Below are 12,607 nucleotides of genomic sequence, written 5' to 3'. Positions count from 1 at the left end.
ATGCAACGTTTCGATACCCTGCGCTGGGTCGGAGCCGTCGGGGTCACACTCGCACCGCTCAGTATCTTCATTATTCCTGCGTTCATCTACAGCGGGAGCGGGGAAACGCCGGAGGAACAGTTCAGGGGAATGGCCGAAGGCAGCACCGATGGTTACCCAGGACTCGTGTTGCAGATCTGCGGCGCCGTCTTCCTGATGGCGGCGGCGCTCGGAATCGGCGGATTCACGATTGCACGAGGTCGTGGGCGGACTCTTGGTGCCATCGGCCTGATCACGGGGATGCTGACGGGAGTCTCACTGCTCGTGGCGCTGGGATTCGAAACGGCTGTGTACGGCGTCCTGGTCGCCTCCGCTCTGGATGAGGATTCTGCGGTCGCACTGGCTGGTGAACTCTTCGCCTCGTCGGCGTATCTCCTGCCACTGGCCGTCGGCCTCGGCGGCCTCGTCGTGACGCTCGTGATGCTTGCCTTCGCGCTGTGGCGGAGCAGGGTGGTGCCCATTGTTGTTCCGCTGCTGTTCGCGCTGCCTCTTCTGGGTAATTTCGTACCCCTGCCCGTTAGCGTGTCCGCCCTGGTTGCGAGCGCTCTTCTCCTTGCGCCATGCGTCTGGATGTCCGTGCAGCTGATTCGGGGTATGCCGAGGGATGCCGCAACGACCACGACCACGACGACGACGACGACCGAAACGGTGTCGACTTCGGAGAACAGGGACGCGGTCGATTCCTGACAGGCTCGCCGGGACGACTGGCAGCGGTATCAGCGGCGGCCGTTCATCTTCTTCCGAAGCCATTCGATCCGGGACTGCAGCTGGGTGACACTCGCCTGCTGCACGGCCGGGCCCCCGCACATCCGCCGCAGTTCGGCATGGACGAGGCCGTGCGGTTGCCCGACCGTCTTGGCGTAGAGGCCGACGAGGCTGTTGAGCAGGCTCCGCTGCTCCTTGAGCGTCCGGTACAGCGGTGGCGGAACATCCGTTGACGGCTCGGCCGGGACCTGCTGCGCCTTCGTCGACGACCGCTTCGCCTGCCGGGCCTGGCGCTGGGTCAGCAGCTCGTGCACCTGCTCAGGCTCCAGCAGCCCGGGCAGCCCGATGAAGTCCAGTTCCTCGTCGGTGCCGGGTTCAGCCCACTGCCCGAAATCGTCGCCGTCGTAGACGACCCGGTCGAAGGTTGCCGACGAGGACATCGCCTCATACTTGAAGTCCTCGCCGAGCGCGTCGGAGCCCTTGCCCTCACGATTGGCCTCAGCCACCATCGCGTCTTCAGGGTTCCACATGTCCCCTTCACCCTCGCCGTCGCTCTTCCGATCGAGGGCGTGGTCGCGCTCCAGTTCGAGCTGGGTGGCGAGGTTCATCAGGTTGGGGACGTCGGGGAGAAACACGGATGCCGTCTCACCGCGGCGGCGCGCACGCACGAACCGGCCGATGGCCTGGGCGAAGAACAACGGAGTCGACGCGCTCGTCGCGTATACCCCGACCGCCAGCCGGGGAACGTCGACGCCCTCGGACACCATACGCACCGCGACCATCCAGCGGCTGGTACCGCCGGAGAACTCGTCGATCCGGTCGCTGGACTCTTTCTCATCCGAGAGCACGACTGTCGGGCTTTCGCCTGAGATGTCCTTGAGGATTGCGGCGTAGGCGCGAGCGGCGGTCTGGTCGGTGGCGATGACAAGGCCACCGGCATCCGGGATGCTGTTGCGCACCTCGCTGAGACGGCGATCGGCAGCCTGCAGCACCTGAGGGATCCACTCCCCCGCCGGGTCCAGCGCAGTCCGCCAGGCCTGCGAGGTGATGTCCTTGGTGTTGCCTTCGCCGAGCCTCGCTTCCATCTCGTCGCCGGCGTTGGTCCGCCAGCGCATGTGCCCGGCGTAGACCATGAACATCACCGGGCGCACAACGCCGTCGGCGAGGGCCCGGCCGTAACCGTAGTTGTAGTCCGTGAGCGACGTGCGGATGCCGTGTTTGTCTGGCAGATAGCTGACGAACGGGATCGGCGCGGTGTCTGAGCGGAACGGCGTCCCGGTGAGCGACAGCCGCCGGGTCGCCGGATCGAACGCCTCACGGATGGCGTCACCCCAGCTCAAGGCGTCGCCGCCGTGGTGCACCTCATCGAGGATCACCAGGGTCTTCGACGACGCGGTGATGTCACGGTGCAGGGCGGCCCGGACGGCGACCTGGGCGTAGGTGACGACGACCCCGTGGTAGTGCCTGCCGTAGCGCCCTGCTGCATTGGTGAAGGTCGGATCCAGACGGATGCCCGCGCGGTGCGCGGCATCCGCCCACTGGCGTTTCAGGTGCTCGGTCGGTGCGACAACGGTGATCCGGTCGACGGTTCGCCTGGCGAGCAGTTCCGCAGCGAGCCGGAGGGCGAAAGTGGTCTTGCCTGCACCTGGTGTCGCAGCGGCGAGGAAGTCCTTGGGCTCGTTGGCGAAGTAACTTTCGATCGCCTCCTGCTGCCAGGCGCGGAGCTTGGAGACCGTGCCCCACGCGGCCCGCTCGGGGAACGCCGGGGAGAGGTGTTCAGCGGCAGAGGTTCCGATTCGGAGTCCTGTTGCGGCATCCATGCTCGCCGGCTCCCCCGAAAAAATCTCTGTACTCACTTGACGGTAATCTACCCGCTCCCGCCGGTTCGGGCGAACCGATGGGGTGCCCTGGCGTGGCGTCGCGGGGTAGGCTCACCCGGATGGGAGGGACGACATGAGCGACACTGAACGTAAGAACAAGCAGTACCTGGACAACCTCCCGGCCGACGCTGCAAAGGTTGCATCGCGACCCCACCCGTGGTCTCGTTACGTCGCTCTCGGAGACTCGTTCACCGAGGGAATCGGAGACCCGGAGCCTCGCTCGCCAGGGGGTCACCGGGGCTGGGCCGACCGCGTCGCCGAGGTCCTCGGGCAGGGAGTCGACGACTTCGCCTACGCGAACCTCGCCGTCCGCGGCAAGCTCATCGCGCAGATCGTCGACCAACAGGTAGAACCAGCCCTTGAGCTCCGGCCCGACCTGATCTCCATTTCGGCGGGCGGCAACGATGTCATCCGCCCCGGCACCGACCCTGACGTGACCGCAGCGCGCATGGACGAGGCTGTCGCCCGGCTGCAGCGGGACAACGCCACGATCGTCATCTTCACCGCTGTCGACGTGGGGTTCTCGCCCGTCTTCCGCGGCATCCGGGGCAAGGTTGCCATCTACAACGAGAACATCCGCGCGGTGGCGGCGAAGCACGACTGCATCGTCGCCGACCTGTGGTCACTCACCGACGTGCAGGACAGCCGGATGTGGTCCCCGGACCGCCTGCACCTCAACCCGCTCGGCCACCATACCGTCGCGAGAATGGTCCTTGACGCGCTCGCCGTCCCGAACGACCTCGAACCGCTGAAGCCCGAACCGGTGCCCCTGTCCACCTGGCGGCAGGCGCGGACGTCGGACCTGGTCTGGGCCCGCGAATACCTCGTGCCGTGGGTGCTCCGCCGGATCCGTCACCAGTCCTCCGGTGACTTCATCACGGCGAAACGCCCGAGCGCAGAACGGTACACCCGCGCCGGCGAATGACCGTGCCCGTCCGGTCGGGCACACGCGCCCGGCACAGCATACTCAGCCGACCGGCACGAACCGCGTCGACTCCCGCCCGTGGGTACGGGCGATGCGGTAGTAGTCCTGCGGGGTGAAACCGGTGAAGGTCTTGAACGTGCGGATGACGTGGGACTGGTCGTAGTACCCGGTCGCGGCGGCCAGTTCCGCCCACGGCACATCATCACCGAGGGGCAGTTCGTCGATCAGACGATGGAACCGTACGACGGTCGCATAGAACTTCGGGGTGACGCCGGTGGCCCGACGGAATCGGCCGATGAGGCTCTTGTGCGAAAGGTTGCACTCCTCGGCGACTGAAGCGACAGATCGAGACGGATCCGCGCTGATCACCGCCACGGCGCGCCGAACGACGAGGTCGGGTGCATCGTCGCGCAGCGACAGCACGAGTGCAGCGTGGAGCGCGTCGAGCAGGTCGTCGCCCGAACCGGGGCCTGCTGCCGGATCGAGATCTGCTGCGGCCAGAGTGGTTTGACGAAACCCGGCTACGTCGGGAAGGACGGACTCGACGTTCACGACGCGGCCGGTGATCTCCGCGGGGTCCAGACCGAGCCGGCCGACGGCATCCGGTTCGAGAACGGCGCCGAGGTTGAACAAAGCGCTCGGGTTCTCACTCAGCGTGAAATGACGCTGCAGACCGCTGCAGAATACTGCCGTCAGGGGTTCAGCGGTGACACCTGACAGCGGATCGGTCGCGCGATACGGGCCCGACAGATTGACGATCAGGTGTACGAACGGCATGGGAAAGATGCGCTCAAGGCTCTGCTGCGCCTGCCCCCGCACGAGCCAGAGTGAGCGCACAACACCGGCGAGCACGCCGCTCGGTTCACGTTGCAGATATTCCATCGAGTTCCTCCGTGCGGGTAAAGATTATCCAATCCGACCGGACGCGGAGACTCCTACGATGTGAGCGATGAAAGGACGAATCATGCCTCAAGCATTTCGTGACGAACAGACGATCCTTGCTCCACCCCACGATGTCTGGGCGACACTCACCGACTGGTCGGCCGCATCGGACTGGATGCCAGGGGTCAGCGACATGCGCGCCGCCGGCGACATCGCCGTTGGGGCCGAGCTCACCTTCACCGCCCGCGGTAAGACGCGCTCGTCCACTGTCACGGCACTGGAACCCGGCCGACTGATCACCATGTCGAGCACGATGCCCGGGGTGCTCGCTGACTACACCTATTCCCTGGAGCCGGCGGGAAACGCGACGACTGTTTCGCTCGTCGCTGATGTGCAGACGAGCGGTTCGATGAAGCTACTCGGCAGGGTGATCCGGTCAGCGATCGCCAAGGAAGACGCTGTGCAGCTGACCCGGCTGAAGGCGCTCGTCGAATCGCGCTGAACTCTGCCGTCTGACGCACACCAGCTCAGCCGAAGGCGTTGCTGAGCTTCCAGCCGAGGTCTGCCCCGGCGAGTTCGTCCTCGAGCACCAGCGGAACCACGATGCTTTCGCCGTCGTGTTCAAAGGTGACGGAGCCCACTTCGTCGCCTTCGTCGGCGAACTCCACGGCGGATGCCGTCGGGGTCACCGTCACCGGTGCGTCCTGCCAGACCACGACGCTTGCCGAATCGGCGGCGACGATGTCGGCGGTCGCCCCCCACGGGGTCGAGTAACTGCCGTAACTGTCCCCGGCCTCGACGAGCTGGACCTCGTGGAACCCGGCGGTCGCACTCGCGATCAGGCTGGTGACGGCCTGGTTCAACTGACGGTGGTTCGGAGCACCGAGGAGAACGCCGACGAACGTGATCGTCTCGTCACCGACCGTCGCTTCGGCGGCGAAGAGCAGGCAGGCGCCCGCTTCCCGGGTGGTGCCCGTCTTCAGCCCGATGACACCGTTTCTGCCGAGCAGCTTGTTGGTGTTCTCGACCTTGCCGATCACCGGAAGCTCGGCGGACTGCTCCTGGACGATCTCAGAGAGGGCAGGGTGTGCCAGGGCGAGTTTGCCGATGGCGACAAGGTCAGCGGGGGTGGAGCGGCTGCTGCTGTCGAGCCCGCTGGAGTCGGCGACGTGGGTGCCGGCGAGGTCGTGCGCGGTGAGCCAGTCACTCGCCGCCCGGAGATACGCGGGCATCGAGCCGAACGCCCAGTGCGCCAGGGTGACGCTGTAGTTATTGGCCGACGGCAGCATCATCGCCTGGAGCAGCTGGCGTTCGGTGAAGACGGAGCCTGGCGCCACCTTGGCAGCCGATCCCCCTTCCGCGATGGTTTCGTCGTAGATGCGGGCGTCCGCGTCTGTGAGGGTCAGCGTGGGGCCGTCATCGCCTGCAGCCAGGGGCATTTCGTCGAGGACGACGAGGGCAGTCACGGTCTTTGTGATGCTCGCCATCGGTGTGGACTGCTGGACGCCGGAGTCGTCGAGGATGCCGTCGATGCCGACCGCGCCGATCGCGCCGGTTCCGAAGCCGGGCCACGCGAGGGACGTCGCCGGCTGGCTGATCGGAACCGTCGTCGCAAGTTCCGCAGCGTTCGCCGGGATGGGGCGGAGAACCGCGAGTGAGGTGTACCCGGCACCGAGCAGCACGACCGCGAGGAGGCCGAAGACCGTCACCCGCCTGCGTCGGTACACCCGTTCGGGAGCGGAAAGGCGGGAGTTCGGCACCGGCCAATCCTAACGGTGGCACCTTGTCATTGCCCGACAAGACAGGGTCAGTCGACGGGCATCGGGGGTTTCCGCAGGGCCCAGAGCGCGACGGCGCTCGCCGAAGCGACGTTGAGCGAATCGACTCCGTGGAGCATGGGGATGATCACCGTCGAGTCGGCGGCATCGCGGGCCTGCGAGCTGAGACCGTCACCCTCGGTGCCGAGGGTGAGCGCGACCCGCTCGGGCGGATGAGCCGCGAACCGGTCGAGGGTCACGGCCCGGTCGTCGAGGGCGAGGGCTGCGACGTGGAACCCCGCGGCGTCGAGGATGCGACGGGCTTCCGGCCACTCGGGCATCCGGGTCCACGGGACCTGGAGCACCGTTCCCATACTGACACGCACGCTCCGGCGGTAGAGAGGGTCGGCGCAGCGGGGCGTGATGAGTACGGCATCCGCGCCCAGCCCGGCCACCGAACGGAAGATCGCCCCGACGTTGGTGTGGTCGACGATGTCCTCGAGGATGACAACGCGCGAGGCGTCCGCGAGCAGGTCTTCCATCCGGGGCAGCGCCGGGCGGTGCATCGCGGCGAGGGCGCCGCGGTGCATGTGGTACCCGGTCAGGCGCTCGAGGACGTCCGATGAGCCGACGTAGACCGGGACGTCCGGGAATCGCTCGAGCAGCGGTGCGACGTCGGGCAGCCACTGTTCCTGCAGCAGGACCGAGCGCGGCTGGTGCCCTGCCGCGATAGCCCGCGCGATGACCTTGTGTGATTCGGCGATGTACAGTCCGCCCTCGGGTTCCTGCACCCTCCGCAGCGCCACATCCGTGAGGCGCGCATAGTCGGAGAGACCATGGACATCGAGATTCGAGATGGGGACAATCTGCACGGTTGGTTCCTTCGGGTGGTGGCGTGTTCTCTGAACAAGGCCCGTAGCGCCTGGCCGAAACAAATCCGACATCTGGATTGTTTATCCTCGAGGCAGGCGCGGATATTCGAAAGGCCTCATGACAATGATCACCGGATTGACGCCGGAAGTGGACGAACGCGGACTCGATGCAGCCTACGCCGTCCTGTCAGGCGGTACGTTCGCCGTCCTCACCGGGGCCGGCGTGAGCACCGACTCGGGTATCCCTGACTACCGCGGAGAGGGAGCGCCGAGACGCACCCCGATGACCGTGTCGCAGTTCCTCCTCGATGACGCGTCGCGCAAACGGTACTGGGCGGGCAGCCACCTCGGTTGGGCGTTGTTAGACGCCGCGAAACCGAACGCCGGGCACCGGATGCTGGCGACGCTCGAGCAGGCGGGGCTCGTCTCAGGGGTGGTCACCCAGAACGTCGATGGACTTCACATTCGCGCGGGTTCCCGTCGTGTCGTCGACCTCCACGGCTCGATGGACCGGGTGCACTGCCTGAACTGCGGCCAGACCTTCGCCCGCGCCAGCATCGCCGCGCGCATCGACTCCGAAAACCCGTGGCTCTCTAAACCGGATGCCGTGACCCTCAACCCCGATGGGGACGCCGAGATCAGCCACGTCGATGATTTCATCGCGCCTGCCTGTTCGGTGTGCGGTGGGGCGCTGAAACCCGACGTCGTGTTCTTCGGTGAGTTCGTTCCGACCGACAAGTTCTCGGAGGCCAGGGACCTCGTCGGCCAGGCCGACGCGCTGGTGATCGCCGGTTCCTCCCTCGTCGTGAACTCCGGCATCCGTCTGCTCGAACACGCGAGGCGCAGCAAACGTCCCATCGTGATCATCAACCGTGGTGAGACGAAGGGCGACTCCCGCGCGGCGGTGAAACTGGATGCCGGCGCGTCTGAGACGTTGGCGGCGCTCGCCGAGCGGCTTCTCGACTGACGGGCGCCCGCCGTACGCCTGCGGTCCTTTTCTCGCGCCTTTTTCCTTATCCCAGGCTGCAGCATACTCGGGCGATTTCTAGCGAAACCGTCGGTGGCGGCATCCGCTCAGGATGACGCGGCGGCGTCCCGGCGCTCCCGCACGGCGGCATACACCTCGTCGACGAGTGCGTCCAGTTGTGCCGCAGACTCACGCCAGGCATCCGGTGACACGCTTGTGGCATCTCCGGTGTGCAGGGTGACCACCTGCTGGCCACTTCGGCTGTCGGCAAGCAGAACGCGCTGTTGGGCTCCCGACACGCCGAGCACCACATCGGCGGACCGCATCATCCAGCTCCGTGTGAACCGGAACCGCCACGGCCAGGTCTGAATCCGGTCCAGCAGTCCCGCATGCTCCGCGACGTGCGGAGTCCCCGCGGCGGCAAGGAGACCGAAGCGGTGACCGACGCCCATCAGGCCGGGCGCGGGAGTGAAGACGACATCGGCGCCGATGCTGGCGAGCTTCCGGCCGGTGAGCACCTCCAGAGGGCTGTACGGCGACGGCAGCAGCTCCCAGGGCAGCGCAGGCAGGAGATCGAGCGCCGTCTTCGGACCGACGAGCATGACGAACGGTCGACGTTCGGCGAGGGCGTGGACGAGCCCTCGGGTCGTCCGGCTGAGCTGGTCGTCCGGGTCATCCGTGACCCACCGGCAGTCGACCACAAGCTTCATTCGGGGTCCTCCGCGAGGAAGCGGCGGATCAGCTCCGCCGCCTGCTCGGGGACTTCGTAGTGAATGAGGTGGCCGACGCCGGGAAGGATCTCGAGGGTGGCATCGGGGAACCGGCGGACCAGGAGGTGTTGGGCGGCGATCGGCGTGATGTCGTCCTGGTCCGCGGCGATCAGCAGGGTGCGGTCGACGATGTCGGCCGCGAACTCGCTCACGTCGTTCCCCACGGATGCCTTGAACGCTTCCAGCACGACGGCCCGGGTCCCGAACGCACTGAAATAGAGGTCATGCTGGTCGTGAATCCAGCGGCGGAGCTCCCTGTCCTTGGTCTTCGCCATCGTCACGCTCATCACCCGCACGATTGCCCGATTGCGCAGTAATGCGAAGCCGAGCGGTTCCGGCAGCCGGGCGCCCATCAGGTAATAGAAGACGGCAAGCCGGGTGAGGATGCCGCGCGGCCCGGCGAGTGCCGGCGCAGCGATCGGGTTGACGAGGATCACCCGGCGGGCGCGTAAGCCCGTGCGGGCGAGCGCCCCCGAGACCACGATCGATCCGAAGGAGTGGCCGAGAATCACCGGCGGGTTCGGCAGATCGACCGCCGAGACGAACTCGTTCAGCCAGGCGGCGTAGCCGTCGATGTCGTGGGTGCCGGCCAGCGGCTCCGACTCCCCGAATCCGGGGAGGTCAGGGCTAAGGATGTGGAAACCTTCGAGGTGAGCGACGACAGGTTCGAGACCGTGGTGGTCTCCCCGGAAGCCGTGAACCATCACGATCGTCGGCTTCTCCCCCGACGACCCGTACTCCCAGTAGCTCGTCAGGCTCGATCCAGTGCGGACGGATCGTCGAGAGACAGGGATGCGATCGAGTCGCGCGGAATATGGGGAGCGATCAGTCATAAGGAATCCCAGTTTAGGCTTTTCGCTTCCGGCGACGGAACGATGCTCCCCATAGACTGCAACCACGACCGCGAGGACTCACACCTCGCGCCCTCAAGACACGGAATCGGTACCCAGTGACATTCACCGCGCCCATCCAGCTTCCCGGCCTCGCCCGCGACCCCCTGTGGTATCGCCGGGCCATCTTCTATGAGGTGATGGTGCGGTCGTATGTCGACAGCAACGGGGACGGTGCCGGCGACCTGCAGGGGCTCACCAGCCGGCTGGACTACCTGCAGTGGCTCGGCGTCGACGCACTCTGGCTGCCGCCGTTCTTCACCTCGCCGTTGCGCGACGGTGGCTACGACGTCTCCGACTACCGGTCGATCCTTCCTGAGTTCGGCACCGTCGAGGAGTTCAAGGACCTGGTGACGAAGGCGCATGAGCGGAACATGCGGATCATCATCGACATGCCGCTCAACCACACCTCCGACCAGCACGAGTGGTTCCGCGAATCACGCGAAGACCCGGACGGCCCCTACGGTGATTTCTACGTCTGGAGCGACACAGACGAGAAGTACCCCGACATCCGGATCATCTTCACAGACACCGAAGACTCCAACTGGGCGTTCGACCCGGTCAGACGCCAGTTTTTCTTCCACCGCTTCTTCTCGCACCAGCCCGACCTCAACTACGAGAACCCGGCCGTCCACGACGCCATGTTCGACATCGTGCGGTTCTGGCTCGACATGGGTGTCGACGGATTCCGGCTGGATGCCATCCCCTATCTCTACGAATCCGACGGTGGCAACGGTGAAGGCGAGCCGGAGACGCACGCGTTCATCAAGAAGCTCAGGGCCATGGTCGACCTGGAATACCCGGGCCGGGTGATGATCGCCGAGGCGAACCAGTGGCCGCGTGAAGTCGCCGCGTTCTTCGGCACGGACGAGGAACCGGAATGCCACATGGCGTTCGACTTCCCGGTGATGCCGAGGATCTTCTACTCGCTGCGGTCACAACAGGCGGAGGAACTCGTGCGCGTGCTCTCCGAAACCACCGAGGTTCCTGAGTGGGCCGGCTGGGCGGTGTTCCTGCGCAACCACGACGAGCTGACCCTCGAAATGGTGAGCGAGGACTACCGCCAGGCAATGTACGGCTGGTACGCCTACGACCCGCGTATGCGAGCGAACATCGGCATCCGTCGTCGCCTCGCTCCCCTGCTCGACAACTCGCGAGCCGAGCTCGAACTCGCCCACGCGCTGCTGTTCTCCCTCCCCGGGAGCCCGTTCATCTATTACGGCGATGAGATCGGCATGGGCGACAACATCTGGCTTGCCGACCGTGACTCGTCCAGAACGCCGATGCAGTGGACGCCGGACCGCAACGCCGGCTTCTCGTCCGCCGACCCCGGCAAGCTGTACCTTCCGGTCGTCCAGTCCCTCGTCTTCAACTACACCCTGGTGAACGTCGAGTCGCAGTTGGCGCAGTCCCGCTCGCTGCTGCACTGGGTGCGCAACGTCATTCACGTGCGCAAGGGCCACCCGGCATTCGGTCTCGGTTCCGTCGAGGTCGTGACGAACGACCACGAATCCGTGCTCAGCTTCGTCCGTAGCTACTCGGGAACCGGTGGCCTATCCGGCGGTCACATCGGAGACGAGAAAGAAGAAATCCTCTGCGTCTTCAGCTTCTCGCACCACCCGATCGCAACGACCATCATCGCGCCAGAGCTCGCCGGATGCCGCCTCTTCGACCTGTTCGGCGGTGGTGAGTTCCCGCCGTTCGACGAGAACGGTGAGGTGACCCTCACGATCGCCACCCAGAGCTTCTACTGGCTCCACGTGGCGCGGCCGACGGACTCGCCCTTCTCCCAGCGGCGTCGCTCGTGATCGACGATGTGTCGGTGGTCGGCCCTAGCGTTGCCCCCGTGCAGATAACAGCAGTAACACCGTGGTCAGAGTCCCTCGCCGTTTTCGATCTGGAGACAACCGGCATTGACGTGATCACCAGCCGCATCGTGAGCGCGAACGTCGGCCTGCTGGACGGCCGGGGCGAAGTTCTGCGTCGGCGCGACTGGCTCGCGGACCCCGGGGTGCCGATCCCTGAGCAGGCGACCGCCGTCCACGGCATCAGCACCGAACGGGTGAGGGCAGAGGGCCGCCCGGCGCCCGTCGTCGTCGCCGAGATCGTCGCCGAGCTTCGCGGCTACTTCGACGCAGGCATCCCCGTCGTCATCTATAACGCCCCGTACGACCTGTCGCTGCTGTTCCACGAGTCCGTGCGGCACCACGTGGCGCCTCTCGTCGACCCGACACCGGTGATCGACCCGCTGGTCATTGACAAAGCCATGGACCGCTATCGCAAGGGAAAACGGACGCTCGAGGCGGCGGCGCTCCACTACGGCGTCGAACTCACCGACGCGCACGACGCGGGCGCTGACGCGATCGCCGCCGGTCGGGTGGCGCTTGCCATCGCCCGTACGCACGGGAACTCACTCGACGTCGACGCCCTCGAACTGCACCGCCTGCAAGAAGGCTGGTGCCAGGACCAGGCCGACAGTTTCCAGGACTACATGCGCCGCACCCGGGATGCCACCTTCGTGGCATCCACCGGCTGGCCTGTGCGCTGAGGGCTTCTTCCCCGGTGCGCTAGCTGTACTGCACAGGGACGTTGGTTGAATCGGTGTGACGACTCGCTGTAGTTGCTGCGAATGAGGTGAGGACCTCCGGTTGCAGAGTGGGAGTTGCTTAGACAAACACTCTCGACAGCCAGGAGGTCCTCGATGTCCCACGCTAATGCTGCTCTAACTCCACGCCAACGACTTCGAGTGGCGCGGCTGATCATCGATCAGGGCTGGCCAGTCTCACAGGCCGCGAAAGCGTTCAACTGCTCCTGGCCGACAGCGAACCGGTGGGCCGAACGATACGCCGCGATGGGCGAGGCCGGGATGCAGGACCGGTCCTCGCGCCCGCACCGGATCTCGAACCGGACGTCGCCGGAT

Annotated in this window: 13 protein-coding genes; 7 read left to right on the top strand and 6 right to left on the bottom strand. The window is 66.1% G+C overall.

What is annotated here, in order from left to right; all coding sequences use genetic code 11:
• Complete coding sequence (locus BM197_RS05900) at positions 1-726, top strand: hypothetical protein (protein WP_090709742.1); 726 nt, start codon at positions 1-3, stop codon at positions 724-726.
• Positions 727-755: 29 nt separating this feature from the next.
• Here the strand turns inward: BM197_RS05900 and BM197_RS05895 are convergent, their stop codons facing one another.
• Positions 756-2,564 (bottom strand): DEAD/DEAH box helicase, encoded by a 1,809-nt coding sequence (locus BM197_RS05895; RefSeq protein ID WP_090709740.1) that lies wholly within the window; start codon positions 2,562-2,564, stop codon positions 756-758.
• Between the two features lie 133 nt (positions 2,565-2,697).
• On the opposite strand from BM197_RS05895, the gene BM197_RS05890 reads away from it, so the two are divergent.
• Complete coding sequence (locus BM197_RS05890) at positions 2,698-3,549, top strand: SGNH/GDSL hydrolase family protein (protein WP_090709739.1); 852 nt, start codon at positions 2,698-2,700, stop codon at positions 3,547-3,549.
• Positions 3,550-3,591: 42 nt separating this feature from the next.
• Here the strand turns inward: BM197_RS05890 and BM197_RS05885 are convergent, their stop codons facing one another.
• On the bottom strand, positions 3,592-4,431 hold the full coding sequence (locus BM197_RS05885) for a helix-turn-helix domain-containing protein (RefSeq protein ID WP_090709737.1): 840 nt from the start codon (positions 4,429-4,431) through the stop codon (positions 3,592-3,594).
• 82 nt (positions 4,432-4,513) lie between these two features.
• Here BM197_RS05885 and BM197_RS05880 point away from each other — a divergent pair, with 82 nt between their 5' ends.
• The gene (locus tag BM197_RS05880; protein WP_177216741.1) at positions 4,514-4,933 is read left to right on the top strand and encodes an SRPBCC family protein; all 420 of its coding nucleotides are present in this window, start codon (positions 4,514-4,516) and stop codon (positions 4,931-4,933) included.
• 25 nt (positions 4,934-4,958) lie between these two features.
• On the opposite strand, the gene BM197_RS05875 is transcribed toward BM197_RS05880, so the two are convergent.
• Positions 4,959-6,191, bottom strand: coding sequence for a D-alanyl-D-alanine carboxypeptidase family protein (locus BM197_RS05875; RefSeq protein WP_090709734.1), 1,233 nt, complete (start codon positions 6,189-6,191; stop codon positions 4,959-4,961).
• A 47-nt stretch (positions 6,192-6,238) separates the two neighbouring features.
• Positions 6,239-7,060, bottom strand: coding sequence for a TrmH family RNA methyltransferase (locus tag BM197_RS05870; protein ID WP_245762412.1), 822 nt, complete (start codon positions 7,058-7,060; stop codon positions 6,239-6,241).
• Positions 7,061-7,178: 118 nt separating this feature from the next.
• On the opposite strand from BM197_RS05870, the gene BM197_RS05865 reads away from it, so the two are divergent.
• Positions 7,179-8,027: a Sir2 family NAD-dependent protein deacetylase gene (locus BM197_RS05865; protein ID WP_425435691.1), complete on the top strand. Its 849-nt coding sequence runs from the start codon at positions 7,179-7,181 to the stop codon at positions 8,025-8,027.
• Between the two features lie 107 nt (positions 8,028-8,134).
• Here BM197_RS05865 and BM197_RS05860 read toward each other — a convergent pair whose 3' ends face one another.
• Together BM197_RS05860 and BM197_RS05855 are read right to left on the bottom strand one after the other, a co-directional pair.
• On the bottom strand, positions 8,135-8,737 hold the full coding sequence (locus BM197_RS05860; RefSeq protein ID WP_090709730.1) for a hypothetical protein: 603 nt from the start codon (positions 8,735-8,737) through the stop codon (positions 8,135-8,137).
• Positions 8,734-9,630, bottom strand: a complete 897-nt coding sequence (locus tag BM197_RS05855) for an alpha/beta fold hydrolase (RefSeq protein WP_090709728.1) — start codon at positions 9,628-9,630, stop codon at positions 8,734-8,736. The genes BM197_RS05860 and BM197_RS05855 overlap by 4 nt, the downstream gene beginning before the upstream one ends.
• Positions 9,631-9,746: 116 nt before the next feature.
• Here BM197_RS05855 and treS point away from each other — a divergent pair, with 116 nt between their 5' ends.
• The 3 genes from treS to BM197_RS05840 form a co-directional block, all read left to right on the top strand.
• Positions 9,747-11,495, top strand: coding sequence for a maltose alpha-D-glucosyltransferase (gene treS / locus BM197_RS05850; RefSeq protein ID WP_090709727.1), 1,749 nt, complete (start codon positions 9,747-9,749; stop codon positions 11,493-11,495).
• Positions 11,496-11,533: 38 nt separating this feature from the next.
• Entirely contained in the window at positions 11,534-12,235 is a 702-nt protein-coding gene (locus BM197_RS05845) for an exonuclease domain-containing protein (protein WP_425435690.1), read from the top strand.
• Between the two features lie 153 nt (positions 12,236-12,388).
• On the top strand, positions 12,389-12,607 hold a 219-nt coding region (locus BM197_RS05840; protein ID WP_143095013.1), incomplete at its 3' end, for a helix-turn-helix domain-containing protein.

This window comes from Mycetocola miduiensis (assembly GCF_900115155.1).
Classification (GTDB): Bacteria; Actinomycetota; Actinomycetes; order Actinomycetales; family Microbacteriaceae; genus Mycetocola_A; species Mycetocola_A miduiensis.
This window is presented reverse-complemented; position numbering and strand designations above follow the sequence as displayed.

Coding starts and splice junctions, on each gene's coding strand:
- BM197_RS05900 (WP_090709742.1), top strand. CDS start 1: ATGCAACGTTTCGATACCCTGCGCTGGGTCGGAGCCGTCGGGGTCACA.
- BM197_RS05895 (WP_090709740.1), bottom strand. CDS start 2,564: ATGGATGCCGCAACAGGACTCCGAATCGGAACCTCTGCCGCTGAACAC.
- BM197_RS05890 (WP_090709739.1), top strand. CDS start 2,698: ATGAGCGACACTGAACGTAAGAACAAGCAGTACCTGGACAACCTCCCG.
- BM197_RS05885 (WP_090709737.1), bottom strand. CDS start 4,431: ATGGAATATCTGCAACGTGAACCGAGCGGCGTGCTCGCCGGTGTTGTG.
- BM197_RS05880 (WP_177216741.1), top strand. CDS start 4,514: ATGCCTCAAGCATTTCGTGACGAACAGACGATCCTTGCTCCACCCCAC.
- BM197_RS05865 (WP_425435691.1), top strand. CDS start 7,179: ATGACAATGATCACCGGATTGACGCCGGAAGTGGACGAACGCGGACTC.
- BM197_RS05860 (WP_090709730.1), bottom strand. CDS start 8,737: ATGAAGCTTGTGGTCGACTGCCGGTGGGTCACGGATGACCCGGACGAC.
- BM197_RS05855 (WP_090709728.1), bottom strand. CDS start 9,630: ATGACTGATCGCTCCCCATATTCCGCGCGACTCGATCGCATCCCTGTC.